Origin of the sequence: Nocardioides sp., from assembly GCF_047606145.1 — a bacterium.
Classification (GTDB): Bacteria; Actinomycetota; Actinomycetes; order Propionibacteriales; family Nocardioidaceae; genus Nocardioides.
In genome coordinates this window covers 1-25,173 of the sequence record NZ_JASGET010000147.1, presented here as the reverse complement: position 1 = coordinate 25,173, position 25,173 = coordinate 1, and the positions used below count along the sequence as shown (strand labels likewise).

Annotated in this window: 23 protein-coding genes and 1 pseudogene; 16 read left to right on the top strand and 8 right to left on the bottom strand. The window is 71.0% G+C overall.

Annotated elements, in window-relative coordinates:
* Nucleotides 1-11: 11 nt before the first annotated feature.
* Nucleotides 12-1,436 carry a DNA polymerase IV gene (locus QM638_RS19795; protein ID WP_415144828.1) on the bottom strand — a complete coding sequence of 475 codons (1,425 nt, stop codon included), beginning with the start codon at nucleotides 1,434-1,436 and terminating at the stop codon, nucleotides 12-14.
* A 193-nt stretch (nucleotides 1,437-1,629) separates the two neighbouring features.
* On the opposite strand from QM638_RS19795, the gene QM638_RS19790 reads away from it, so the two are divergent.
* The gene (locus QM638_RS19790) at nucleotides 1,630-2,589 is read left to right on the top strand and encodes a DUF4192 domain-containing protein (RefSeq protein ID WP_415144826.1); all 960 of its coding nucleotides are present in this window, start codon (nucleotides 1,630-1,632) and stop codon (nucleotides 2,587-2,589) included.
* A 51-nt stretch (nucleotides 2,590-2,640) separates the two neighbouring features.
* On the top strand, nucleotides 2,641-4,134 hold the full coding sequence (locus QM638_RS19785) for a glutamate--cysteine ligase (protein ID WP_415144824.1): 1,494 nt from the start codon (nucleotides 2,641-2,643) through the stop codon (nucleotides 4,132-4,134).
* 34 nt (nucleotides 4,135-4,168) lie between these two features.
* On the opposite strand, the gene QM638_RS19780 is transcribed toward QM638_RS19785, so the two are convergent.
* Nucleotides 4,169-4,612: a hypothetical protein gene (locus QM638_RS19780; protein ID WP_415144822.1), complete on the bottom strand. Its 444-nt coding sequence runs from the start codon at nucleotides 4,610-4,612 to the stop codon at nucleotides 4,169-4,171.
* Nucleotides 4,613-4,835: 223 nt separating this feature from the next.
* Between QM638_RS19780 and QM638_RS19775 the strand changes: the two genes are divergently transcribed.
* Entirely contained in the window at nucleotides 4,836-5,234 is a 399-nt protein-coding gene (locus tag QM638_RS19775; RefSeq protein ID WP_415144821.1) for a universal stress protein, read from the top strand.
* A gap of 39 nt (nucleotides 5,235-5,273) precedes the next feature.
* Here the strand turns inward: QM638_RS19775 and QM638_RS19770 are convergent, their stop codons facing one another.
* Complete coding sequence (locus tag QM638_RS19770) at nucleotides 5,274-6,005, bottom strand: GntR family transcriptional regulator (protein WP_415144819.1); 732 nt, start codon at nucleotides 6,003-6,005, stop codon at nucleotides 5,274-5,276.
* 98 nt (nucleotides 6,006-6,103) lie between these two features.
* Between QM638_RS19770 and QM638_RS19765 the strand changes: the two genes are divergently transcribed.
* From QM638_RS19765 to QM638_RS19720, 10 genes and pseudogenes are all read left to right on the top strand, one after another.
* Nucleotides 6,104-7,075 (top strand): ABC transporter substrate-binding protein, encoded by a 972-nt coding sequence (locus QM638_RS19765; RefSeq protein WP_415144817.1) that lies wholly within the window; start codon nucleotides 6,104-6,106, stop codon nucleotides 7,073-7,075.
* The gene (locus QM638_RS19760) at nucleotides 7,072-7,887 is read left to right on the top strand and encodes an ABC transporter permease (protein ID WP_415144815.1); all 816 of its coding nucleotides are present in this window, start codon (nucleotides 7,072-7,074) and stop codon (nucleotides 7,885-7,887) included. The genes QM638_RS19765 and QM638_RS19760 overlap by 4 nt, the downstream gene beginning before the upstream one ends.
* The gene (locus QM638_RS19755; protein WP_415144813.1) at nucleotides 7,887-8,651 is read left to right on the top strand and encodes an ABC transporter permease; all 765 of its coding nucleotides are present in this window, start codon (nucleotides 7,887-7,889) and stop codon (nucleotides 8,649-8,651) included. Before QM638_RS19760 ends, QM638_RS19755 begins: the two co-directional genes overlap by 1 nt.
* A 9-nt stretch (nucleotides 8,652-8,660) precedes the next feature.
* Complete coding sequence (locus QM638_RS19750; RefSeq protein WP_415144811.1) at nucleotides 8,661-9,509, top strand: ABC transporter ATP-binding protein; 849 nt, start codon at nucleotides 8,661-8,663, stop codon at nucleotides 9,507-9,509.
* On the top strand, nucleotides 9,506-10,486 hold the full coding sequence (locus tag QM638_RS19745) for an ornithine cyclodeaminase family protein (protein ID WP_415144809.1): 981 nt from the start codon (nucleotides 9,506-9,508) through the stop codon (nucleotides 10,484-10,486). The genes QM638_RS19750 and QM638_RS19745 overlap by 4 nt, the downstream gene beginning before the upstream one ends.
* Before the next feature lie 8 nt (nucleotides 10,487-10,494).
* Nucleotides 10,495-11,997: an NAD-dependent succinate-semialdehyde dehydrogenase gene (locus QM638_RS19740; RefSeq protein WP_415144807.1), complete on the top strand. Its 1,503-nt coding sequence runs from the start codon at nucleotides 10,495-10,497 to the stop codon at nucleotides 11,995-11,997.
* 19 nt (nucleotides 11,998-12,016) lie between these two features.
* The gene (locus QM638_RS19735) at nucleotides 12,017-13,075 is read left to right on the top strand and encodes a dihydrodipicolinate synthase family protein (RefSeq protein WP_415144805.1); all 1,059 of its coding nucleotides are present in this window, start codon (nucleotides 12,017-12,019) and stop codon (nucleotides 13,073-13,075) included.
* A gap of 100 nt (nucleotides 13,076-13,175) precedes the next feature.
* Nucleotides 13,176-14,018 (top strand): SDR family NAD(P)-dependent oxidoreductase, encoded by an 843-nt coding sequence (locus tag QM638_RS19730; RefSeq protein ID WP_415144803.1) that lies wholly within the window; start codon nucleotides 13,176-13,178, stop codon nucleotides 14,016-14,018.
* 4 nt (nucleotides 14,019-14,022) lie between these two features.
* The gene (locus QM638_RS19725; RefSeq protein ID WP_415144801.1) at nucleotides 14,023-14,598 is read left to right on the top strand and encodes an HhH-GPD-type base excision DNA repair protein; all 576 of its coding nucleotides are present in this window, start codon (nucleotides 14,023-14,025) and stop codon (nucleotides 14,596-14,598) included.
* Nucleotides 14,599-15,129: 531 nt separating this feature from the next.
* A pseudogene (locus tag QM638_RS19720) lies at nucleotides 15,130-16,212 on the top strand (RNA polymerase sigma factor); the annotation flags it as partial.
* 195 nt (nucleotides 16,213-16,407) lie between these two features.
* On the opposite strand, the gene QM638_RS19715 reads toward QM638_RS19720, so the two are convergent.
* On the bottom strand, nucleotides 16,408-17,253 hold the full coding sequence (locus QM638_RS19715) for an EamA family transporter (protein ID WP_415144799.1): 846 nt from the start codon (nucleotides 17,251-17,253) through the stop codon (nucleotides 16,408-16,410).
* A gap of 111 nt (nucleotides 17,254-17,364) precedes the next feature.
* Nucleotides 17,365-17,586: a hypothetical protein gene (locus tag QM638_RS19710; RefSeq protein ID WP_415144797.1), complete on the bottom strand. Its 222-nt coding sequence runs from the start codon at nucleotides 17,584-17,586 to the stop codon at nucleotides 17,365-17,367.
* 315 nt (nucleotides 17,587-17,901) lie between these two features.
* On the opposite strand from QM638_RS19710, the gene QM638_RS19705 reads away from it, so the two are divergent.
* From QM638_RS19705 to QM638_RS19695, 3 genes are read left to right on the top strand one after another with little or no spacing between them, the layout of a single operon-like run.
* Complete coding sequence (locus tag QM638_RS19705; protein WP_415144796.1) at nucleotides 17,902-19,902, top strand: DNA gyrase/topoisomerase IV subunit B; 2,001 nt, start codon at nucleotides 17,902-17,904, stop codon at nucleotides 19,900-19,902.
* 15 nt (nucleotides 19,903-19,917) lie between these two features.
* Nucleotides 19,918-20,334 carry a hypothetical protein gene (locus QM638_RS19700; protein ID WP_415144794.1) on the top strand — a complete coding sequence of 139 codons (417 nt, stop codon included), beginning with the start codon at nucleotides 19,918-19,920 and terminating at the stop codon, nucleotides 20,332-20,334.
* Nucleotides 20,335-20,352: 18 nt separating this feature from the next.
* Nucleotides 20,353-21,123 (top strand): formate dehydrogenase accessory sulfurtransferase FdhD, encoded by a 771-nt coding sequence (locus tag QM638_RS19695; RefSeq protein WP_415144792.1) that lies wholly within the window; start codon nucleotides 20,353-20,355, stop codon nucleotides 21,121-21,123.
* Between the two features lie 113 nt (nucleotides 21,124-21,236).
* Here the strand turns inward: QM638_RS19695 and QM638_RS19690 are convergent, their stop codons facing one another.
* From QM638_RS19690 to QM638_RS19680, 3 genes are all read right to left on the bottom strand, one after another.
* Nucleotides 21,237-23,375 carry a hypothetical protein gene (locus tag QM638_RS19690; protein ID WP_415144790.1) on the bottom strand — a complete coding sequence of 713 codons (2,139 nt, stop codon included), beginning with the start codon at nucleotides 23,373-23,375 and terminating at the stop codon, nucleotides 21,237-21,239.
* 66 nt (nucleotides 23,376-23,441) lie between these two features.
* Complete coding sequence (locus QM638_RS19685; RefSeq protein ID WP_415144789.1) at nucleotides 23,442-23,933, bottom strand: beta-class carbonic anhydrase; 492 nt, start codon at nucleotides 23,931-23,933, stop codon at nucleotides 23,442-23,444.
* A 15-nt stretch (nucleotides 23,934-23,948) separates the two neighbouring features.
* On the bottom strand, nucleotides 23,949-25,173 hold a 1,225-nt coding region (locus QM638_RS19680), incomplete at its 5' end, for an MFS transporter (protein ID WP_415144787.1).

Genomic DNA, 25,173 nt, shown 5'->3' with positions numbered 1-25,173 from the left:
TTCCGCGCGGCCTACGCGATCGGCGGGGTGGGACGCTCGGGATGCTCAGCGGGGGCGTCCGCGGTCGGCGGTGACCACGGTCCCAGGTCGGGATCGTCGGTCCGGAAGGAGCGGACCGGACCGATCGGGGAGTCGGCCGTCTCGAACCGTACCGTCACCACCCCTCGGCCCGCTCCCCATACCCAGCCTCGGCCGTGCACGGCGTGGAGCACGTCCATCCCCGGCGCCCACTCCGGTCGCCGGAGACGGCCGGCATCCGGCGCGGTCTCGGTCCCCGAATCCGTCGCGTCGGTCGCCCCGGCAGATCCCGGCCGGACCGACGACTCGATGGGCTCCGCCGCGGCGCCGTTCCCGTCCTGCCCGTCCTGCGCGAAGAGATCCTCCTGGATCCAGTCGGCGAGCCCGGAGACGCCGACGCCGAGCAGTCGGACGCCGGCGGAGGTGTCGAGGTCGGCGAGCAGCGCCCGGGCCAGCCGGCCGATGGTCGCGGCCCTGTTGGTCGGCGCGGTCAGGGTGCTGGAGCGGTTCAGCGTGGTGAAGTCGTAGAGCCGCACCTTGATGGTCACCGTCCGGCCGGAGAGGCCGTGCTCGTCGAGACGCTCGGCGACCTGCCGTGCCTGGCGGGTGAGGATCTGCTCCATCAGCGACCGATCGGTCAGATCGACCTCGTAGGTGCTCTCCACGCTCACCGACTTGGTCTCTCGCTCGGGTTCGACCAGGCGGTCGTCCTCGGCACGGGCGAGCGCGAACAGCCCGGTGCCGTGGGCCTTGCCCACGAGCCGCACCAGCTCGGCCAGACTCACCCGCTCCAGGTCGGCGACGGTGCTGATCCCGGCGCGGCGCAGTCGTTCGGCCGTGGCGGGACCGACGCCCGGGATGACCGTGACGCTCATCGGTCGCAGCAGGCGCTGCTCGGTGCCGGGTGCCACCACGACCAGCCCGTCGGGCTTGTCCAGGTCGCTGGCGACCTTGGCGATGAACTTCGAGGTGCCGATCCCGACGCTCGCGGTCAGTCCGCCGGTGGCCACGACCACGGCCGACCGGATCCGTGTGGCCGTCTCCCGGACCGTCGCCACCTCGAGGTCGGGCAGCCCGGCCGCGGCGAGATCGACGAAGGCCTCGTCCACCGAGAGCTGCTCGACCAGCGGGGACAGGTCCCGCAAGAGGCCCATCACCCTCTCACTGGTCTCCCGGTAGGCCGGGAAACGGGGGTGGAGGAAGGCGGCGTGAGGGCATCGCGCCCGCGCCTCGCGGGTCGACATCGCCGAGCGCACGCCGTACCTCCTCGCCTCGTACGACGCCGTGGAGACCACCCCGCGCGGACCGATGCCGCCGACCACCACCGGTTTGCCGCGCAGCGACGGCTTGTCCCGCTGCTCGACCGACGCGAAGAACGCGTCGAGGTCGAGGTGCATCACCGACGCGGTCGCGCGCATGAGGAGCAACCTACTCGGCGGCTCGGACAGTCCGCGTCTGGTCGCCGGCCGGATGGCGAGCGCCAGCGAGCGCGTCGAAGCCCGGGACCCGAGATCGACCGGATTTCGTCCCCACTGCAGTCTCGTGCCTCGGTTGTCCACAGCGCTCGCGGCGCGGCCCGTGGCTGTCGGAGGGCACGGGGAGGGTCCCGCCATGACCATGACCCTTGCTGCCAAGAGCCCCGAGGACCTCCTCGCGGCCGTGCCCGTCGTCCTCGGCTTCAAGCCGCATGAGGACCTGGTGATGCTCACCTTCGGTGCCGAGCATCAGTTCCATGCCCGCATCGACCTGCCGGGTCGTGGCGATATCGACGAGTGCGTGGAGACCGTGCTCGCGCCGGCGCGCACGCACGCCGTGCGGGCGGTCGTCTTCATCCTCTACACCACCTCCGCGGCGCTCGCCCACGACCTGGCACGAGAGCTGGTCGATCGGTTCGAGGCGGTGGGGATCCGGGTGCTCGACGTGCTGCGTGCCGACGGCGAGCGCTGGTTCGCCCCGTTCGGGCGAGCCGGTGTTCCTCCCGGCGGGGTGCCGTACGACGAGGATGCCCACGAGTTCGCCGCCGAGGCGGTCCTCGACGGTCGGGTCCGGCTCGGCTCCCGGGAGGCGCTGGCGGCGAAGATCGCCCCCGACGCCGACCTGGTCGCACAGACCGAGGCGGCGTTGTCCGGTGCGACGGCGCTGAGCGTCGGCGGACTGGCGGGTGTGCTGGGTCGGGCTCGGCGCTCGGGACGGATCGGTGAGGCCGACGACCTGGCCTCGCTGCTGCTGGCGCTGCGTCGCCCGGCGGTGCTGTATCGACTGTGCGCCGAGCTCGACCCGGTGTCCGCGCCGGAGCTGCTGCCGCTGTGGGAGGACATCGTGCGGCGCACGCCGACGGCGCTGGTCGCGCCACCGGCCGGCGTGCTCGCGCTGGTCGCCTGGCTGGCCGGGGACGGCGCCTTGGCCTGGTGCGGCGTCGACAGGTGCTTCCAGGGTGAGATCGACCATCTGCTGGGCAGGCTGGTCTCGGCGCTGCTCACCGACGCCGCGCCACCGAAGGTCTGGGGTACGAGGGTGTGCACGGCGCTGGCGGCGGTCTCCGCGGCCGCCGGCCGAGCCGTCGCGGGCTGATCCGCCCGGCGAGGCATTCCCGTCGGCGCCGTTCTTCCCTACCGTGGGCCCATGGGCGAGGAGGTCGAGCACCAGGAGTTCACCCGGGCGGACCGGACGCGGTACCGGGAGAAGGTGCGCCGCGATCTCGATGTGTTCGCGCAGATGCTGCGCGAGGGTCGTTTCCGCGCCGACGACCCGATGGTGGGTCTCGAGGTCGAGCTCAACCTCGTCGACGAGGACGGCGATCCGGCGTTGAAGAACGCCGAGGCGCTCGCGGTGATCGCCGACCCCGACTTCCAGACCGAGCTCGGCCAGTTCAACATCGAGATCAACGTGCCGCCGGTGCGACTGCGCGAGGGCGGACTCACCTCCTTCGAGGAGGGTCTCCGCTCCAGCCTGAACCACGCCGAGGAGCGCTCCGCGGCCGTCGGCGCACATCTGGTGATGATCGGCATCCTGCCGACGCTGCGGGCTGGCCACCTCGGGCCGCACACGATCAGCGCCAACCCGCGTTATCGGCTGCTCAACGACCAGGTGCTGCGCGCCCGCGGCGAGGACATCGCGATCGCGATCGGCGGCGTCGACCGGCTGGAGACGACCTCGGAGTCGATCATGCCCGAGGCGGCCTGCACCAGCACCCAACTGCATCTGCAGGTGCGCCCGGAGGAGTTCGCGGCGTACTGGAACGCCTCCCAGGCGGTAGCGGCGGTGCAGCTGGCGCTCGGCGCCAACTCGCCCTACCTGCTGGGTCAGGAGCTGTGGCGAGAGACCCGGATCCCACTCTTCGAGCAGGCCACCGACACGCGCAGCGAGGAGCTGAAGATCCAGGGTGTGCGCCCGCGGGTCTGGTTCGGTGAGCGCTGGATCACCTCGGTCTTCGACCTGTTCGAGGAGAACGTGCGCTACTTCCCACCGCTGCTGCCGGTGCTGGACGACGAGGACCCGGAGGCCGTCCTCGAGGCGGGCGGCACTCCGGAGCTTCCCGAGCTGAGGCTGCACAACGGCACCGTCTATCGGTGGAACCGGCCGGTGTACGACGTGGTGCGCGAGCCGGGCGGGGAGCGGGTGCCGCACCTGCGGGTGGAGAACCGGGTGCTGGCGGCCGGTCCGTCGGTGGTCGACACCATCGCCAACGCCGCCTTCTACTTCGGACTGGTGCGCGCCCTGGTCGAGAGTCCGCGACCGCTGTGGTCGGCGATGTCGTTCGCCGCCGCGGAGGAGAACTTCCATGCGGCGGCCCGCACCGGCATCGACGCCCAGCTGTTCTGGCCCGGACTGGGCGAGGCGCCGGCGACCGAGATCGTGCTGCGCCGGCTGCTGCCGCTGGCACATCAGGGTCTGCTCGCCTGGGGCGTGGACCAGCCCACCATCGACCGGCTGCTAGGCATCATCGAGCAGCGCTGTCTGGTCGGCCGCAATGGCGCCGAATGGTTCGTGGCGGCGACGGCCAAGCGGACCACCGGGTCCTCGCGCGAGAAACGGCGCCGGGCGCTGCGCGCGACCCTGCTGGAGTACCGCGATCGGATGCACGCGGCGGAACCGGTGCACAGCTGGGATCTCTAGGCGGCCGGAGCTCGGTCGAGCTCCGGTCCCCGGCTCACCGATGCCGGATCCGGGACCACACCCGGCCGTGTCCCGAGCGCGGGTCCCGCCAGCCCTGGCGGTTCACCACCACGAAGACCAGCGGCACCTCCGCCTCGGCGAACGCCTGCCGAGCGGCCGCGAGCCAGCGTGCATCCACGTCCGCCAGCGCGAGGTCGCCGCTCCGGGTCAGCCATACCAGCGGCGAGGGCTGGCCGCTGTGGTGCCGCATCGCCGCGACGATGTCGACCCGCAGGGCGTGGTCGGTCGGCTCGTCGTGCCGGTCGGGGAAGACCAGTTGCCGGCCCCCGGGCTGGCCCAGGTGCAGGATCGGCAGATGCGAGCGACGCGGCTCGGCGGCATGGTGCTCCCAGACCGCTAGCCGGAGCAGCCGCGCAAGATCGCCGAGGACCGGCGGATGCAGTCCCTCTCCGGCCGCGCTGACCCTCGAACCAACCATGGCGCTCACCCTGCCCGGGTCGGGATCGACGTGCCGGCTGCCGTCCACAGGCGCGCCGGCGGGCGGATTCATCCACAGGACTCGGGCCGTGGCCGGATCCGGACCGGAGGAGAGACGGAGTCCAGGCCGAGTGATCGCGGTGATCCCGCCGGACCGGTCGCCGACGAACGCGGCCGAACGCGATAGCGTCGGTGATGCCGGACGACCGGCCGAAGGAGGCTCGATGACAGCGGTGGTGGTCGGATACGTACCCAAGCCGGAGGGCGCGGCGGCGCTGGATCGTGCGATCCGGGAGGCGATCGCACTCGGCGACCGGCTGGTGGTGGTCTCCTCGGTGCGGGCCGACGAGACGCAGTCGGAGCTGCGCGAGCTGGCCGAGCGGGATCTGGTCGCGGCCACCGCGCGGCTCACCGAGGGTGGGGTCGACTTCGAGATCCGGCGCCAGTCCGACGACGAATACGGTGCCGCCGAGGAGCTGGCGGCCATCGCGGAGGAGGTCTCCGCGGAACTGCTCGTCATCGGCGTCCGTCGACGTTCGCCGACCGGCAAGCTGATCCTCGGCACGCAGGCGCAGCGCATCCTGCTGGAGGCACCCTGTCCGGTGCTCGTGGTGAAGGACTGAGCAGGCCCACCTGCCCTTCCGATCCGGTCGGAGCGGGGCTCAGCGGCGAAGGTCGGCGGTCGTGGACGGGTTGTTCTGGCGGTCGTGGCCGCTCTGGAGCAACGCGGTGTCGAGAACCGAGCCCGGGGTGACCCGGAAGTCCTCGGGAAGCATCATCAACGTCGCGCCGAGAATGTGGTCCCGGGTCGCGGCCACTGCCTCGTCCACATCGCCCGTCTGACAGGCCGCCAGGATGCGCGCGTGGTCGTCCATCGCGCGACCATGACGCACGTCGAAGTGCAGACGCAGGCGCTCGGCCCGGGCGGACAGGTCGGAGATCAGTCGGAGCAGCGTGGGGGAGCCGGCGGCCCGATAGAGGGTCAGATGGAAGTCGCGGTTGAGCTCGGAGAAGCTGCGTTGGGCATCCGGACTGGCCACCGCGGCGAGCAGTTCCCGGTGGATCGACTCCATGTGCCTGGTGTCGTCCTCGGTGAGATGCGGTAGCGCCGCCCGGACCGCCATCGTCTCGAGATGGATGCGCAATGCCGCGATGTCCTCGACATCGGCGGCGTCGACGGCCGTGACGACGACCCCACGGTAGGGCAGCCGTTCGACCAGTCCCTGTGCCTCCAACTGCAGCAGGGCCTCCCGGACGGGAGTCCTGCTGACGCCGAGCGAGGCGGCGACCTCGGTGGGGTCGATCCGGTCCCCGGGGGCGAGCTGACCGCCGACGATGCGCTCGTGGAGCTTGTCGAAGACGACGTCGGCCACACGCTGGTGAATGGCTGTCATGTGCTCAGCGTAGAGGGTCGGATCTTGGATCTGTTGCGTTGGACATTGGATATTTGATACCGTCCGTGACGCACTTCACTCGAGGAACGGGGAGAGAGATGGTGGGACGCCGGATCGCAGCGGCACTGATGGCAGCGGCCCTGGGGGTGGCGCTGACGGCATGTGGATCGTCGACCGACACCGGCACGACGGCGGCCGGACTGACCGAGGTGACGGTCGGCGTCACCCCGATCTCGAACGCGGCCGCGGTGTATCTCGGCACGCAGCAGGGCTTCTTCGAGGACGAGAAGATCGAGGTCGACGTCAAGACGATCCAGGCGGCGTCGTCGGCGATCCCGTCGCTGCTCAAGAACCAGCTGCAGTTCGCCCTGGTCTCGGCGGTGCCGACGATCACCGCCGCGTCGAAGGGCCTCGACATCAAGATCGTGACCGGTAACGATCGCTTCTCCGATGATCCCGAGACTCCCGACGGCGCGGAGCTCGTCGCGGCCAAGGGCAGCGGAATCACCGAGACCGCCGACCTGGCCGGCAAGACCATCGCCGTCGTGGGCCTTCAGTCCGCGCCCGAGCTGGCGGTCCGGCTGGCGTTGAAGAAGGCCGGAGTCGATCCCTCGGGCGTCAAGTTCGTCGAGATCGCCTACCCCGACATGGTCTCCGCACTGGAGTCGGCCCGGGTCGACGCCGCCGTCGTGGTGGATCCCTACCTCTCCCAGGCGACCCAGGCGGGGTTGAAGGCGGTCATGGAGCCGTTCCCGGAGGGCCTGCCGGGCAGGGCCGGGACCACCTGGGTCGCCAGTGGCAACTACCTGAGCGACAACGCCGACGTCGCCGCCCGCTTCACCAGCGCGATGAAGAAGTCGGTCGCGTATGCCGCCGCCCACCCGGCCGCGGTCCGCAAGATCATGGGCACCTACACCTCCATCTCCGCCGCCGACCGCAAGAGCGCCATCCTGCCGCTCTTCAACTCCTCGGTCACCAAGAGTGACCTGACGTTCTATGCCAAGGCCATGCAGCAGCAGGGCTTCCTGACCAAGGAGTACGACGCGTCGGGGCTGTTGTGGACGCCATGACCGTCGCCGGCCCCGGCGTCCGGTTCCGGCGACCGCGGAACCTCGCGGTGCGGCTGCGTGGGGTCGTGCCGAAGCTCGGCTTCATCCTGGCGCTGCTGCTGCTCTGGCAGGTGCTTGAGGTCGCCGGTCGCCTCGGCGGCGTACCCTCGCCGGTCGAGGTCGGGCGTGCGCTCGTCGATGAGATCGTTCGAGGAGCGGTGTGGGCTCCTGTCGGGACGACACTGGTCGCCTGGGCCGTCAGCTTCGTGCTGGCGTCGGTCATCGGGCTGGTCGTCGGCTTCGCCCTGGGGGCCAGCCGGCTCGCCTACCAGATGTCGGTGTTCACCCTCGACTTCTGCCGCACGATCCCGACTCTCGCCCTGGTGCCGCTGGCGATCCTGATGTACGGCGCCGGGCTGCTCGGCACGGTGGTGCTGGCGGTCTTCGGGTCGGTGTGGGCGGTGCTGCTCCAGGCCATCTACGGCGTCCGGGACGTCGACCCGGTCGCCCGCGACACCTTCCGGTCCTACCACGCGACCCGGTTCGAGGTCGTCACCCGGTTGGTGCTTCCCACCGCGGCGCCGTACGTCGCCACCGGGCTCCGGCTGGCCGCCGCGATCAGCCTGCTGCTCACCTTGAGCGCCGAGATCGTCATGCCGGCACCCGGCATCGGTGAGCAGATCGTGATCTCCCAGCTCGGTGACGCAGTGCCGCGGATGTATGCCTACATCGTCCTGAGCGGCTTGTTGGGGGTCGCCCTCAACGCCGTCTTCGTGGCCGCCGAGCGCCGGGCCCTGCGCTGGCACCCCTCCCACCGTGAGGAGCTGCACTGATGCGCAAGCAGTTGCTGGTCAACGCGGCCCTCGGCCTGATCGTCCCCGTCGTGCTGATAGCGGCGTGGTGGTTCGGGACGGCGAACAGCACCTCGTTCTACTTCCCACCGCTGTCGGACGTCCTGAACACCTTTCGGCACGTGTGGCTCTTCCAACGGGTGCCCACCGACGTGGTGCCGAGCCTGCTGGCGATCGGGATCGCGCTGCTGGTCTCGATCCTGCTCGGCGTCGGCCTGGGCGTCGTCCTGGGGCTCTCTCCGGCCCTCGGCGACATGATGAGTCCGGTGCTGCAGTTCCTGCGCTACCTGCCGGCGGTGGCGCTGGTCCCGCTGGCGATCCAGCTGCTCGGGATCGGCCTCTCGATGCGGGTGGCGGTGATCGTGCTCGGGGCGGTATGGCCGATCCTGCTCAACACGATCGACGGCGTCCGCGGCATCCACCCCGGGATCATCGACGTCGCCCGTTCGACCCACGTGTCCAGGGCTGACTGGATCTTCCGGATCGTGCTGCCGGCCGCCAGCCCGCAGATCTTCACCGGAATCCGCGCGAGTCTGTCCGTCTCGGTGGTGCTGATGGTGGCCAGCGAACTGCTCGGCGCCTCCAGCGGCATCGGCTACTTCATCCTTCAGTCGCAGCGGCAGTTCGCCATCCCGGAGATGTGGTCGGGGATGGTCCTGCTGGGGATCCTCGGCTACCTGCTCAACGTCATCTTCGGCCGGGTCGAGCACCGTGTGCTCAGGTGGCACCGGCTCTCCCGTGGATAAGGATCGCGCATGTCCGTCAACGAAGACCTCTCCTCCGAGGCCGTGCTCCACGTCGAGCGGCTCCAGAAGTCCTACGGCGCGAAGGAGGTCCTACGCGACGTCACTCTGACCGCTCGTGCCGGTGAGTTCGTCTGCATCGTCGGGCCGTCGGGCGTGGGGAAGACGACGCTGTTGCGGTGTCTTGCCCAACTGGCTCCTGCCGATGCTGGGCAGGTGTACGTCGACGGTCGAGCAGTCACCGAGCCTCCTGACGAGATGGCGGTCGTCTTCCAGGACTACAGCCGATCGCTGATGCCCTGGATGAGGGTCGGCGCCAATGTCGAGCTTCCGCTCAGGCACACGCGACTCAGCAAGAGTGAGCGCGCCGAGCGGGTCAGGTCGGCGCTGGTCGATGTCGGCCTGACCGGCTGCGCCGATCTGTACCCCTGGCAGATGTCGGGTGGGATGCAGCAACGCGCCGCGATCGCGCGGGCGTTGGCCTATCGACCCGACGTACTGATCATGGACGAGCCCTTCGCCTCGGTCGATGCTCAGACCAGAAGCGATCTGGAGGACCTGATGCTCGCGGTGCGAGAGCGCATCGGTGTCACCGTCGTGCTCGTCACCCACGACATCGACGAGGCCGTCTACCTCTCCGACACGGTGGTGGTGCTCTCGGGAAGCCCCGCCACCGTGGCCGCCGCCGTGCCGGTGCAGCTCGGCAGGTCACGGGAGCAGTTGGCCACGAAGTCGCGCCCCGAGTTCCTCGACCTGCGTGCCCGGATCCACGCCATGATCTCGCGCAAGCCGGCAGATCGACCCGAGGATCGGACCGAATCGGCGGTGGCCGCCACCTCGATCGACAGGCCCACCCGATGACGCTGCTGCTCGACGACGAGACGGTGTGTCGCGTCTTCGACTGGAAGCCGGCAGTGGACGCGCTCCGCGCGGCGTACGGCGTCGAGCCGGCCGATGAGCGTTTCCCGGGCCGCCAGATCGCGCGCGGGGACCATGGCTGGCTGCGCGCCATGGCGGGCGCGCCGGCCGGCGACGCACCGATGGGTCTGAAGATCATCGCGGCCTCGCCACGCAACGGTCGGGTCTCCTATCTGATCCCGCTCTTCGATCAGCGCAGCGCCGAGCTGGTGGCGCTGCTCGACGGCCACTCGATCACCGGATTCCGCACCGCGGCGACCTCGGCGCTGGCGGCGGACCTGATGGCGCCACCGGGACCCCTCGCCCTCGCGGTGATCGGGTCCGGCTTCGAGGCCCGCAACCACGTGCGGGCGCTGGCGGCGGTGCGCTCGATCTCCCGCGTCCGGGTCTACAGCCCGCGAGCGGAGAGCCGGGCCCGCTTCGTGGAGTCGTTGGACGACCTGTCGCTCACCGTCGAGCCGGCCTCGAGTGCCGAGGAGGCCGTCGACGCCGCGACGCTGGTGGCGTGTGCCGCCCGCTCCCGGGACGAGTCGCCCACTCTCCGCGGCGCATGGCTGCGACCGGGCATGACGGTCCTCTCCATCGGGTCGACGGTGCCCGAGCAGCGTGAGGTCGACGAGTCGACGATCGCTCGCGCCGACCTGCTCGTCGCCGACATGGTCACCGAGGTGTGCGGAGAGACCGGCGACCTGCTCGCCGCTCACCGGGCCGGGATCGAGACCCGGACCAAGACCGTCGGGCTCGCGGACCTGGTCTCGGGGAGGCATCCCGGCCGGACCGGCACCGATCAGATCCTGCTCTACAAGTCGGTCGGCTCGGCCACCCAGGACCTGGCCGTCGCGCAGATGTGTGTCGGCGCCGCCGAGCGATCCGGCCTCGGCACCCGGCTTCCGCTCGAGATCAAGGCGGTGGAGAAGTGAGGATCGACATGAGGAGCATCCCCGAGGCATTGGTCCGACTGACCGACTTCGACGACCCGACGCTGCTGCGCACCGCGGCCTACGTCGACGGCCGCTGGGTCGAGGACGGGGACTCCGGGGGCATCGCGGTCGACGATCCCGCGACCGGGGCGACGATAGCCTCGGTGCCGGCGCTGAGCCGAGCGCAGGTGGCACGGGCCGTCGAGGCCGCCGGTGAGGCGCTGGTCTCGTGGCGAGCGCGCTCCGGCAAGGAGCGCTCGCTGGTGCTGCGTGCCTGGTTCGATCAGATCACCGAGCACGCCGCCGACCTGGCCCGGCTGATCAGCATCGAGGAGGGGAAGCCGGTCGCCGAGGCACAGGCCGAGGTCGCCTACGCGGCCTCCTTCGTCGAATGGTTCGCCGAGGAGGCGAAACGGGTGCGGGGCGAGGTCTTCGACGCCCCACGGCCCACCGGCCGCGTGGTGACCCTCAAGCAGCCGGTCGGAGTCTGCGTGGCCATCACGCCGTGGAACTTCCCGGCGGCGATGATCACTCGGAAGGTCGCTCCGGCACTGGCGGCGGGCTGCACCATGGTGGTCAAGCCGGCCGAACAGACCCCGTTGACCGCGTTGGCGCTGGCCGAGCTCGCCGTTCGCGCCGGTGTGCCTGCGGGGGTGCTCAGTGTGGTCACCGGCCATCCGGCCGAGATCGGACCGGAGCTGACCGAACATCCCCTGGTGCGCAAGATCAGCTTCACCGGCTCCACCGAGGTGGGCAGGAAGCTGTTGGCGCAAGCGGCGGCGACGGTGAAGAAGGCCTCCATGGAGCTGGGTGGCAACGCGCCGATCCTGGTCTTCGACGACGCCGACGTGACGACCGCGGTGGACGGCGTGATGACCGCGAAGTTCCGCAACTCCGGCGAGTCCTGCATCGGTGGCAACAGGGTCTACGTCCAGGCGGGCATCTACGACGAGTTCGCGACCGCGCTCGCTGAGCGTGCCGCCGCGCTCAGGGTCGGCGGCGGCCTGGAGCCCGGCACCGAGATCGGCCCGTTGATCGACGAGGCGGCGGTGGCGAAGGTGCGCGCGCACGTCGCCGACGCCGTCACCGGCGGTGCCCGGGTGCTGACCGGCGGCGGCCCGGATCGGCGAGCCGGACGATTCTTCTCCCCGACGGTCCTCGCGGACGTCGTACCGGGAATGCTCGTCACCCGGGAGGAGACGTTCGGGCCGGTGCTTCCGCTGATCAGATTCGCCGACGAGGCGCAGGTCGTCGACTGGGCCAACGACACCGAGTACGGGCTGGCGGCGTACCCGTTCACCGCCGATTCCGAGCGAACCTGGCGCGTCGCGGCCGCATTGGAGACCGGCATGGTGGGGATCAACACCGGCCTGATCTCGAACGAGATCGCCCCGTTCGGCGGCATCAAGCAGTCCGGCCTGGGCCGGGAGGGGTCGATCCACGGCATCGAGGAGTACCTCGAGCTGAAGTACCTCGCCTGGGAGGGCTCGCGCTCTCCCGGAGAACTCTAGGAACGACAAGGAGCCAACCATGGCCGACCACACCCGCGACTACACCCGCGGCGAGGCCCGCGAATGGGCCCGCGAGAGGCTCGTCGGAGCCGTCAACTGCACCATCCCCTCGTTCACCGACGACCTGCGCGGCCTGAACGAGGCCGGGATCCGGCACGACGTACGACGGGCCAAGGAGCACGGCTTCCTGGGCACTCTCGGGGTCTCGGAGGTCAACATCACCCTGCCGGAATACCTCGACTTCCTGCGCATCCTGCGCGACGAGGCCGGTCAGGACAACGGTGACGACGGGGACGACGGGGACCTGGTCGTCGTCCACCACGGCAGCTGGGGCAACCTGGAGCAGAACCTCGAGGCGGTCCGCGGTGCCGAGGCCGCCGGTGCCGAGCTGGTGCTGCTCTCCTACCCGCCGAACTTCTACCCGGAGTCGGAACAGGAGATCTACGACTACACCAAGGCGGTCTGCGACGCCACGGATCTGGCGGTGATGCTGTTCCCGATGTTCCTGTGGAACTTCAGCTCCCGGATCCACCCCTCCGACATCCCCGCCCGGCTCATCCGCCGCCTCCTCGACGACTGTCCCAACATCGCCGTCATCAAGGCCGAGGGCGGCGCTCCCAGCATCCAGGGCGTCATCGAGTGTCACCGGCTCTTCGGCGACGAGGTGGTGATCTCCTGCCCGATCGAGGGCGAGATGATCCCGCTCGCCCAGGTGATGCCGATCCAGCTCTCCGCGACCAGTGACCACGAGTACTACGGACCGATGATCCCGCGGGTGATGGGTCTGCTGCGGGATCAGAAGTACGACGAGGCGACCGAGATCTACTGGCAGCTGCACCCGGCGCGCAAGGCCAAGTCCGGCGTCGCCGTGCAGCTCAACGGCGGGTTCTTCATCAACCGGCAGGCATGGAAGTTCCAGGGCTGGCTGCAGGGCTACAACGGCGGCCCGCTACGGATGCCGACCCAGCGCATCCACGACCCGCAGATGAACGCGCTGCGCAAGGGACTCGTCGACGCCGGTCTCGAGCCCAGCATGGATCCGTTCCGGGAGTTCTTCCGTGGCCGCAATCCGGCCTGACGCCGCCCGCGGCGCCGGGGGAGCGAGGATGGCGAGGATGGCGAGGATGTCGTCGGGAGACGGGTGCACGTGAGGCACCGGTGAGGCTGAGGAGGCGGTCGTGCAGGACCTGAACGGCAAGGTGGCAGTGGTCACGGGAGGCGCGAGCGGCATCGGGCTCGCGCTGGGACGTCGCTGCGTCGAGGCCGGCATGCGGGTCGCACTCGCCGACGTGGACGCCGAGGCGGTCGAGACCGCGGCGGCCGGTCTGTCGGGGTACGGCGATGTCATCGGTGTCACCGCCGACGTGGCCGAGCCGGAGCAGGTGGAGGCGATCGCCGCGGCCACGCGCGCGGCCTTCGGTGAGTTCCATCTGGTCTGCCTCAACGCCGGCGTGGCCGCCGGCGGGGTCAGCTGGGAGCTCGATCCGAAGGCCTGGCGGTGGGTGCTCGAGGTGAATCTGTGGGGAGTGATCCACGGCATCCGGACGTTCGTGCCAGCGCTGGTGGACCAGGGCATCGGCCATGTCGTCCTGACGTCCTCGATCGGCGGGCTGATCGGCTCGCCGGGCATGGCGCCGTACTCGGCCTCGAAGCATGCGGTCGTCGGGGTAGGGGAGTCGTTGCGCGAGGACCTCCGGCTGGCGCGCTCGCCGGTCGGGGTGACGCTGCTGTGCCCCGGATTCACCAGCACCCGGATGAACGACTCCGGCCGGAACTGGCCGGGGCGGCTGGGGGAGCCGCCGGCGAGCGGCCTCGAGCCCGGGCACCCGCTGACCCGTCCGGAGTTCCTCGCGCGGATGGACGCCGCCGCCGATCCGGACGAGGTGGCCTCCGCCGCGCTCGACGCCGTCCGCGCCGACAGGTTCTGGGCGGTCACCGATCGCGCTCTGCCCGACCGCCTGCGGGCGCACCTGGCGCCGATCATCGCCCCCGCTGCGCCGGGTGGCGATGAGGGACAATGAGCCCATGTCCTTCCAGATGACCGGGTTGCCCGAAGCCGACGCCGTCCTCGACGAGTCCCCGTTCGCGCTGGTGATCGGGATGATGCTGGACCAGCAGTACGGCATGGAGCACGCCTTCCGGGGCGGGTGGAAGCTGCTCGGCCGGTTCGGCACGCTCGAGCCGGCGGCGATCGCCGCCGCCGACCCGGAGGCGTTCAAGGAGCTGTGCAGCCAGCCGCCGGCCCTCCACCGGTTCCCGGGCTCGATGGCGGCTCGGCTGCAGGAGCTGGCGGCGCTGGTCGAGACGAGGTACGACGGCGACGTGACCCGGCTGTGGACCGAGGCGGCGACCGGACGGGAGCTGTTGCGCCGGATCCAGGAGCTTCCCGGCTTCGGCAGGCAGAAGGCACAGATCATGGTCGCGCTGCTGGCCAAGCAGGTCGGCGTACGCCCCGAGGGGTGGCAGGAGGCCGCCGGCGACTATGCGCTCGACGGGTACCGATCGGTCGCCGACGTGGTCGACGCCGACTCGCTGCAGAAGGTCCGGGAGTACAAGAAGGCCAGCAAGGCCAAGGCGGCCGCGGCGAAGGCGGCCGGCTGATCTGCCCCCGGGGCCCCACGCGTGGGCGTCGGTGACCGTACGGCGACGCACCGGTGACATCCCGGGGTCGGGAATCGTGGGGGCGCGTGGCAGAATGTGAATGCGGCGCTTGACGTATCCGGGCCCTGCCGCGCCCGGAGCCAGTTCGACCGAGAGGTGTTCGTGTCCTCGAACGCACGCAAGATCCCTGCAGAGGTGCTCGCCCACCCCGCCGTGTCAGCACTCATCGACCAGGCCAGACCATCCGGCCGAGTGACCCCCGAAGAGGTCCGCAGAGCCAGCGAGGACGCCGCGGTCGAGCCGCGTCACCTCAAGTCCCTGCTCGCGCATCTGAGCACGCTGGGGATCTCGGTGGACCTCGGCGCGGTCGGTCCCACTCGGGTGGCGGCGGCGAGCAGCCGGAAGAGCGGCACCGCCACCGCGCGGGCGGGCGCGGCGGTGGCCGTCGAGGAGCCGGCCACCGCCACCGCCAAGCCGGCGGCGAAGGGCGGTGCCACCGCGGAGGGCGACCTCGCCGAGGACGCCGAGGAGGTCCAGGTCGGTGCGGACGGCAAGAAGGTCCTGCCGGACATCTCCGACGAGCAGTTCGAGAAGGACGTCGCCTCCGACCCGACCATCAAGCAGGACGAGAAGGAGTCGGAGACGTTCGTCGTCTCCGACGCCGATGACACCGGCGAGCCCGAGCAGCAGGTCATGGTCGCCGGCGCGACCGCCGACCCGGTCAAGGACTACCTCAAGCAGATCGGCAAGGTCCCGCTGCTCAACGCCGAGATGGAGGTCGAGCTCGCCAAGCGGATCGAGGCCGGTCTCTTCGCCGACGAGAAGCTGGCCAAGGGCACCAAGATCAACGCCAAGACCCTCGACGAGCTCGAGTGGATCGCCGAGGACGGTCGGCGGGCGAAGAACCACCTGCTCGAGGCGAACCTGCGTCTGGTCGTCTCGCTGGCCAAGCGCTACACCGGCCGCGGGATGCTCTTCTTGGACCTGATCCAGGAGGGCAACCTGGGGCTGATCCGCGCGGTGGAGAAGTTCGACTACACCAAGGGCTACAAGTTCTCCACCTACGCCACCTGGTGGATCCGGCAGGCGATCACCCGCGCGATGGCGGACCAGGCCCGGACCATCCGGATCCCGGTGCACATGGTCGAGGTGATCAACAAGCTGGCCCGGGTCCAGCGCCAGATGCTGCAGGACCTGGGCCGCGAGCCCACTCCGGAGGAGCTGGCCAAGGAGCTGGACATGACCCCGGAGAAGGTCATCGAGGTGCAGAAGTACGGCCGTGAGCCGATCTCGCTGCACACCCCGCTCGGCGAGGACGGCGACTCCGAGTTCGGCGACCTGATCGAGGACTCCGAGGCGATCGTCCCGGCCGACGCGGTCAGCTTCACCCTGTTGCAGGAGCAGCTGCACGCCGTACTCGACACGCTCTCGGAGCGGGAGGCCGGCGTGGTCTCGATGCGCTTCGGGCTCACCGACGGCCAGCCGAAGACTTTAGACGAGATCGGCAAGGTGTACGGCGTCACCCGCGAGCGGATCCGGCAGATCGAGTCCAAGACGATGTCCAAGCTGCGGCATCCCAGTCGCTCCCAGGTCCTGCGGGACTACCTGGACTGATCTGGCCGCGACGGTCCCGCCGACAACGCGACGAGGCCCCGGCCCTGTGGCCGGGGCCTCGTCATGTTCGCGAGCACGGAGACGAGCACGGAGCAACGACCGACTCGGCGGTTCGAATGACCGATTCGGCGGTTCCGGGGACCGACTCGGCGGTTCCGGGGACCGACTCGGCGGTTCCGGGGACCGATTCGGCGGTCAGCCGGTGGCGACCAGCGCCACCGCCGCCGCACACAGTGCCATCCCGAACGCCTGGGCGCGGTGGACCGGCTCGCGCAGCACCAGGGTCGCGAGCGCGATGGTCGCCGCCGGATACAGCGAGGTGATCACCCCGGTGATGGCGAGGAAGCCGTGCTGGGTGGCCTCGACGAACAGCACCAGGGCGAGCGCGCCGAGGATGCCGGTGAAGATCGCCGGCCACACCCTCGCACTGCGCGGCAGCCAGGGCTGACGCAGGACGAGTGCCATCGCCGTGACCACCACGGTCGCGGTCAGCAGGTTGACCGCGGTCGGCCAGGCACCGGCGCCGCCGCCGACCTGGCCCATCAGCGCGAACGACATGCCGAACCCCGCGCCGGCGACCACGCCGTCCAGGACACCCGCCGCCACGCTGCCGGAGACCTTCGCATCGGGCCGGCCCGGCTCCCGCGCCACCAGCCAGATCGCCGGCAGCGCGAGCACGATGCCGGCCCAGGCCAGTACGGCGGGACGCTCACCGCCGAGCACGCCGGCGACGACCGGGACGATCGCGGCGCCCACCCCCGAGATCGGCGCGACCACTCCCATCCGGCCGGTGGAGAGACCCTGATAGAGGTAGCCGCAGCCGACGCCGCTGCCGATCCCCGCGACGGCCGCCCAGGCCAGGTCCGCGCCGGTCGGCGCACCGCCGGCGACCAGGCCGATCAGCGCAGCACTGGCCGCGCCCGCCAGCTGTCCGAACCAGGCCACCGTCCAGGCGGAGACACGACCCGAGAGCAGACCGCCGATGAAGTCGGAGGTGCCGTAGGCGAGCGCCGAGACCAGGGCCAGGACTATCGCAGTCACCGGGCGAGCCTATTCAGGTCGGGCCGGCGGGCCCCATTCCGGACGCGCCGGGAACGCAGCCGGCCCCGCACCCTGGGGTGCGGGGCCGGCTGGCAGGAGACTGGAAGGAGATCAGTCCTCGGTCGGCGGGTCGTCCGACCCGGTCAGCTTGTGGGTCTCGTCGGTCACCGTCACGGCGATCTCCCGCAGCGCGTCACCGTGCTCGCGGGCGTGGTGGGCGCAGAAGAGGAGCTCGCCCCCGGACTGGAGCTCCACGCGAAGGTAGGCCTGGGCTCCGCAACGGTCGCAGCGGTCCGCGGCGGTCAGCGCTGAGCTGGCAACGGCAGTAGTCACATCGGCCTCGATTCATTGTTGGTACTGAGAGGACAACGTACGCGAGGAACCTTGGATTCCCGACTCGGCGTGTCCCCTCTCACTGCTCCATTGTGACGCCTCGGTGGTCGGGGCCGTTGCCGTATTCGAGAATGTGGTCACCGTAAGCCCATCGCGGCGCGCTGCGTGGTGAGCCGTCCTCTGCGGCGTGTCGCGGGTAGATTTGCTCTCTCAGCAGCAGATCGACGCAGGAGCACTGTCATCGCCGACAACACCTACAACGCCGCCCACCTCCTGGTCCTGGAGGGGCTCGAGGCGGTCCGTAAGCGCCCCGGCATGTACATCGGGTCGACCGACACCCGCGGTCTGATGCACTGCCTGTGGGAGATCATCGACAACGGGGTCGACGAGGCGCTGGCCGGGGTGGCCCGCCGGGTCGAGGTGACCCTGCACCCGGACGGATCGGCGGAGGTCCACGACGACGGCCGCGGCATCCCGACGGACAAGGAGCCCAAGACCGGGCTGAGCGGCGTCGAGGTGGTGGCGACCAAGCTGCACGCCGGCGGCAAGTTCGGCGGGTCGTCGTACGTCGCCACCGGCGGCCTGCACGGCGTGGGGCTCTCGGTGGTCAACGCGCTCTCCGAGCGGATGGACATCGACGTCGACCGGCCGCCGGCCCAGCAGGGCATCTCGTTCCGCAGGGGAGTGCCGGGGGTCTTCGACGGCGACGGGCCGCGCGGCTCGTTCCGCCCCGGCTCGGGCCTGTCCCGCAAGGGGCCGCGGGTCGCCAAGGCGAAGCACGGCACCCACATCCGGTTCTGGCCGGATCGGCAGATCTTCACCAAGGACGCCGCCTTCGTCCTGGACGGGCTGCTCGGCCGGGCGCGGCAGACCTCGTTCATCGTGCCCGGGCTGGAGCTGGTCATCCGCGATCTGCGCCCGCGCGCGAGCGAGGACGGGGGGCCGGTCGAGGAGAAGTTCCGCCACGACGGCGGGATCGCGGAGTTCGTGGACTTCCTGGCCGCGGACGAGCCGGTCACCGACGTGCTCCGGCTGCAGGGCTCGGACACCTTCACCGAGACCGTGCCCATGCTGGACGATGCCGGCCACATGACTCCGCAGGACGTGGAGCGGGAGCTGTTCGTCGACGTCGCCGTACGGTGGGGCACCGGCTACGAATGCGAGATCCGCTCCTTCGTCAACGTGATCGCCACCCCCAAGGGCGGCACCCATGTCAGCGGCTTCGAGACCGCTGTGACCAAGACGTTCAACGATGCCATGCGGGCCACGAAGGTGCTCAAGGTCAACGACGCCGACGTGATCAAGGACGACGTGCTGGAGGGGATGACCGCGGTCGTCACCGTCCGGCTCGCCGAGCCGCAGTTCGAGGGCCAGACCAAGGAGATCCTCGGTACGCCGGCCGCCCGGACCGTCGTCCGCAAGGTGGTCGCCGCCGAGCTCAAGCGCTTCCTCACCGCCTCCAGGGGTGCGCAGAAGCAGCAGGCCAAGCTGGTCATGGAGAAGGTGTACGCCGCCTCCAAGACCCGGCTGACGCTGCGCCAGCAGAAGGAGAACCAGCGCCGGAAGAGCGCCCTGGAGTCCTCGGCGCTGCCGGCCAAGCTGGCCGACTGCCGCGCGGCCGACGAGCGGGCGGAGCTCTTCATCGTCGAGGGCGACTCGGCGCTCGGCACCGCGAAGCTCGCCCGGGACTCGGAGTACCAGGCGCTGCTGCCGATCCGGGGCAAGATCCTCAACGTGCAGAAGGCCTCGGTCGGCGACATGCTGAAGAACGCCGAGTGCGCCTCGATCATCCAGGTGGTGGGCACCGGGACCGGCCGCACCTTCGATCTGGACGCAGCCCGCTACGGCAAGGTCATCTTCATGGCCGACGCCGACTCGGACGGCGCGCACATCCGCACCCTGCTGGCCACCCTGTTCTTCAAGTACATGCCCGATCTGATCGCCCAGGGACGGGTCTACTCGGCCGTCCCGCCGCTGCACCGCATCGAGCTCTCCAACCCCAAGAAGGGGATGGAGAAGTACGTCTACACCTACTCCGACGACGAGCTGCAGCGCCGCCTGGCGGAGCTGAAGAAGCGCAACGTCACCTGGAAGGAGCCGGTGCAGCGTTACAAGGGACTGGGGGAGATGGACGCCGACCAGCTCGCCGAGACCACCATGGACCCGCGGCGCCGTACACTGCGACGGCTCACCCTCGACGACGCCGACGCGGCCGCGTCGGTCTTCGAGCTGCTGATGGGCTCCGAGGTCGCGCCGCGCAAGGAGTTCATCGTCGCCGGCGGCGGTCAGCTCTCCGAAGACGACATCGACTTCTGAGCGGACCGCGGATCGATGACGTTGTCCCAGAAGGCCGCCCGCGCGGCGGCCGCCAAGGCGTTCAAGGCGCACAAGGTGGCGTTGCGCAAGGGGCACTGGCGGCTACCCGGCCCCGAGGTCACCTGGTACGTCGACCTGCGGGCGGCCGCGCCGCGACCGGACGCCGAGCTGAGCTTCGAGGTGGGTGCCTGGCTGCCCGCGCTCGACCAGCCCGAGCCGGAGGCCGGTGCGGTGGACTGCCCGCTGCTGGCCGACGTGCCGCTGCGAGCCGAGGACCCCGGCACCGTGGCCGACCAGGTGGGCCGGCTGGTGGCGCTGCTCGGTGAGGCCGGCACCCGGGCCGGCCTCGACGGCCTGCTGGCCGCGGGTGGGCTGCCCACGCCGCTGATCGACCGGCCGCTGGCCGAGCTGCTCGGTCGCGGGCCTGGGTAGGCTCGCACCATGGCGGTCATGACGACCCGACGCGCGATCGTGCGGCGCGGGGTGAAGCGGCCCGACGACCTCGCGGTCGAGTCGCCGCTGGTCCTGGCCCTGGACGGTGAGGCGATCGCGACGCTGATGCGCACTCCCGGCAACGATCTGGAGCTGGCGGCCGGATGGCTCTGCGTGGAGTCGGGCGTGCGTGCCCCCGCCGACATCGTGCAGTTGCGCGGCTGCCGGGAGGACGACACCGATCGGGTCCACCTCACCCTCGCTCCGGGCGTCGCGCCGCCCAGGCCGCGTGCCTTCGTCACCTCGGCCGCCTGCGGCGTCTGCTCCGCCGATGTCCTGGATCTGGCACCGCTGGTCAGGTCCGCGCCGCACTCGGCGCACTGGTGGGTCGCCGGGGAGACGCTGGTGGGCCTGCCCGATCGGCTGCGCGAGCGGCAGCGCACCTTCGACAAGACCGGCGGAGTGCACGCGGCCGGCCTGGCCGATGCGGACGGCACGCTGAGGACGGTCTTCGAGGACGTGGGCCGGCACAACGCGGTGGACAAGGTGGTCGGCCGGGCGCTGCTCGACGCCGAGCTCCCGGCCACCGACCGACTGCTCGTGGTCAGCGGGCGGGTCTCCTTCGAGATCGTGCAGAAGGCGGTGGCCGCCGGGGTCGCCGGGATCGTCGCCGTCTCCGCACCCTCGTCGCTGGCGGTCGACCTCGCCCGCCAGTACGGCCTGCTGCTCGCCGGGATGGTGCGCGGCGGCGGCGCCAACCTGTACGCCGGCGAGGAGCTGGTCGGCTGAGCCGTCCGGGCTGGGTCGTCCGGGCTGGGTCGTCCGGGCTGGGTCGTCCGGGCTGGGTCGTCCGGGCTGGGTCGGATCCAGCGAGGAGATCCCGGGCGTCATCCGGATCGGGGTCAACCGAGTCCGTTGAGCCGGTCGACGGCCTGGAACAGCCCGCCCTGGTCGTAGTTGTCCACCGCGACGAAGTTCGGCATCATGCCGCGCTGCTGCTCGCACTCGGCGAGTCTGTTCTCCAGCACGCTCGTCCGGTTCGCGGAGGCCGAGGCGGAGACCCGGCTCAACGGCTGGTTGAGCCAGTGGTTGACCAGGAACAGCTTCGCGTCGGCCTTCCCGCGGTTGCGTCGGCAGCTGAAGTCGGAGAGCACCCGGGCATCGAACGGGGTGTCCTGGACCCAGTCGAAGCCCTGCAGGAGCCAGGGATGGCTGCTCCCGCCGCCGGTGTGCTCGGCGAGGAAGACCAGCCGGTGGCCGGAGTCGATCATCTGCCCGAGGGTCGGCCAGGTCTGGGACGGGCCGGTCGCCGGGGTGTAGACGTAGGGCATCAACCCGGCTCGGCGTACCACGCCGGCGGTGGTGGCGGGGCTGACCTCGTCCTGCAGGAAGAACGTGACCACCTCCCGCGGGTGGGCCTTCAGCCACGCCGCGACCTCGACCATCAGCGGCTCCCACTTCGTCGAGCCCAGCACGCACAGCGCGTGGCACAGGTAGGCGGCCGGGGAGCCCCGGGGCGTCAGCCGCGCGCTGTCGCGCAGCCGGAGAGCGCTCTGCACCACCTTGTCGCCGTACGCCGTGTTGGCCGATGCCAGCGCGGCGGCCATCGACTCGTCGGTGTTGACCACCACCCCGGGTCGTTGGGTGGTCTGTCCGTACCAGGTGTCGATCAGGAAGACCCGGATGCCGGCGTCGAGCTGGTCGATGATGCCGTTCGGCTGCTCGGCGAGGAACCATCCCGGCTGGTCGGCGGCGGCCATCGAGTTGTGCGTGGCCGGGAAGGCGACCTCGTTGTAGGGCCGCTCGCACAGAGCCGCCGAGCCGTTGCAGGCTGCGGAGCGCGGTGTCACGATGCCCGGCGTGGACCCGTGGGTGTTCCACGCGACGATGCCGGCCAGCAGCAGGAGCGCCGTCGCCGCCACCGCCGTGGTGCGGAACCCGGTGTGCCGCAAGGGGCTCGGCATCGCCGTACGCGGCGTCGCGGACGCCCGGGCGCCGGATACCTCCTCGAGCCGGACGTGCAGCGTCCGGACGCCGCCGATCACTCCGGCGACGAGCAGCAGCATGCCGGCGGTCATCGCGATCAGGGTGAGCGCGGGCCGTGGCTCGAGCAGCAGGAACACGCCGGCGACCAGGGCGGCCGCCGATCGCCCGAGGCGTATGCCGGTGGTGGCCGGTCCGTACGCCCAGCCGAGCAGGCCGCGGGGACTGCGCCCGCCGACGAGCTCGACCCCGGCGACGAGCAATGCCCCCACGCCGACGGTGAGGACCGCCACCGAGCGGAAGGAGGGCGCCAGCTCCGACCAGCCGGCGGCGGTCAGAGCTCCGCGGACGGTGCCGGTGTCGAGGCGGCCGGTCAGGTAGTTCGCACCCAGCAGCAGGACGCCGATGCCGGCCCCCACCCCGACCAGGGCGACGCCGACGTCGCGCAGGCCTCGCCGGCGACGGCGGTGCAGCAGCACCGCCGCCAGGAAGCAGACCAGCGCCAGCAGCGGTAGCGCCCAGGAGAGTGCCCGCACCACCCGCGCGTGCCCGACGAGCTCGCCGCCGACGCTGCCGGCGCCGATGGTGGCCAGCCGCACGTCGAGGTCGTCCGGCAGCGAGCCTGCGGCCTCGGGGGCGACCGTGCGTAGCGCCGCGGTCAGGATCGCGCCGATGTCGGCGAGCCGGAGCAGCACGCTTCCCGAGGTGCCGTGCACCACCGCCTGGTGCAGCGGCGCCAGCATCGCGCGGAACGCGGGGGCGAAGGCCGCGCTGCGGACCGTGCCTTGCAGCGTGGACTGGAGCAACGGGCGCACCAGCACCAGGTCCGGCTTGGCCTCGAGGACCCGATCGGTGAGCCGGTCCCCGATGAGGTCCGAGACCCGGGCCTCGGTGCGTACCGCGTCGGCGTGGGCGACGAAGTTGCCGGTGTCGACCACCTGCCGATTGACGACGCCGGCCACCAGTCCCAGGACCAGTGCGACCGCACCGACGCCGGTCAGCAGTCGGGGCAGCAGTCGGGGCAGCAGACCGGTGGGCAGTCCGGGCAGGAGGCGCACCTGCTCATCATGCCGGTCCCGGCGCCTCCGGCGTCGGCGGATTCGGCGGCCGGGTCGCGGAGGTGCTCAGACCTTCTGGGTGAGCAACCCGGTGTCGACGTCGTAGATGAAGCCGCCGACCGCGGTGTCCGCCGGGATCAGCGGGTGGGAGGTGACCTTGTGCACGTCCTCGTTGAGCGCTCGCACCTGGTCGTCGACGACCGACAGCGGCATCCAGGAGGCGTCCTGGCCGGCCGAGGTGGAGATCCGCTCGATGAGCTGCTCCTTGGTGCTGCTGGCCATCGCGCATCGGGTGTGCGGGATGATCAGGATGCGTCTGACATTGAGCAGGTGGACGCCGAGCACCAGCGCCTCCATCGCGGCCTCGGTCACCCGGCCGCCCGGGTTGCGGAACATCTTGGCGTCGCCGGGCTGCAGGCCCAGCATCCGCAGTGGGTCGATCCGGCTGTCCATGCAGGTGACCAGGGCGACCCCGGCGCGAGCGATGCCGTCGAACCCGCCGAGGGTGAAGTGGTCCGCGTAGTCGCGGTTGGCCTCGAGCAGGTCATCGAAGTGCATGAGGGGAGAATATCCTCACCGTCGCCGGCGTGGGCGCCCCGGACCAGGACCCGTCGGCGCCCCGCGCAGCAGCAGCATCGCGAGGAGCGCACCGACCAGCGCGGCGGCGCCGGCGCCGGCGAACACGGTGTGCTCCTGAGCGATGCCCGCCCCCTTGAGCAGCGTCTGGTAGGCGTCGCACAGACCCCCGTGCCGGCCGCACACCTCCTCCATCGACGGCATCCGGTCCTGCTCGCTGTAGTAGCGGCGCAGCCCCAGCGTGGTCAGCACCGAGATCCCGACCAGCATCCCGATCATCCGGGCGACCACCACCAACGAGCTGGCCAGACCGTGCACCGCCGCCTCGGTGCTGGCCAGGACGGCGGCGTTGACCGGCGCCAGCGCCACCCCGAAGCCCAGTCCGCCGACCAGCAACGGAACCGTGGCACCGGGGTGGGTCAGGGTGTCGGCCTGCCAGCGGGTCATCGCGACGAAGCCGGCCGCGGCCAGCAGCATCCCGGCAGCCGTCAGCGCGCCGGCGGGGACCCGGCGGGTCAGGTAGCCGCCGAGGAGCGCGCCGATCGGGAGCGCCACCAAGAAGCGCACCAGCACCAGCGCCGCCTCGAGCTGGCTGTCGCCGTACACGGTGGTACGGGCGAACAACGGGATGTCGATCAGCGCGGCGACCAGCGCCGCGCCGATGAAGAAGCTGACCAGGATCGAGCCCCAGGCCGGCGTACGGCGGACGGCGCCGGCGGGCACCAGCGGATCGCTGGCCCGGCGCAGATGCAGTGCCAGCGCGAGGACGGCGATGCCGGCGGCCACCAGGTACCACCGGCCCTGCGGGGAGAACACCTGCACCTGGGGATCGGCGGTGGCGAAGGCGAGGATCACGCCGCCGAGTGCGATCGCCGTCAGGAAGGCGCCGACCAGGTCGACCCGCTCCGCGAGACGGAGCCAGGATCGCACCGGCACCAGCGGCCGGCTGGCGAACCCGCAGCGGAGCACGAACAGCGCCGCGGCGGCGAGGGTGCCGAGACCGAGCGGAGTCAGCCAGCGACCCGATCCGGTCACCGGGATGTAGAGCCGGCCCCAGGTCAGATCGCGCATCAGGGCCGTGGGCTGCAGCGCGACCAGCAGATAGCCGGCCAGCATCGCGGCCAGCAGGGCCCACCCGATCGGGTCGGTCGGGGGCGTCCGGCCGGCGGCCGGGTCGGCACCCCGGCCGGCATCCCGGTCGGAAACGGCGCGGCGACGGGCG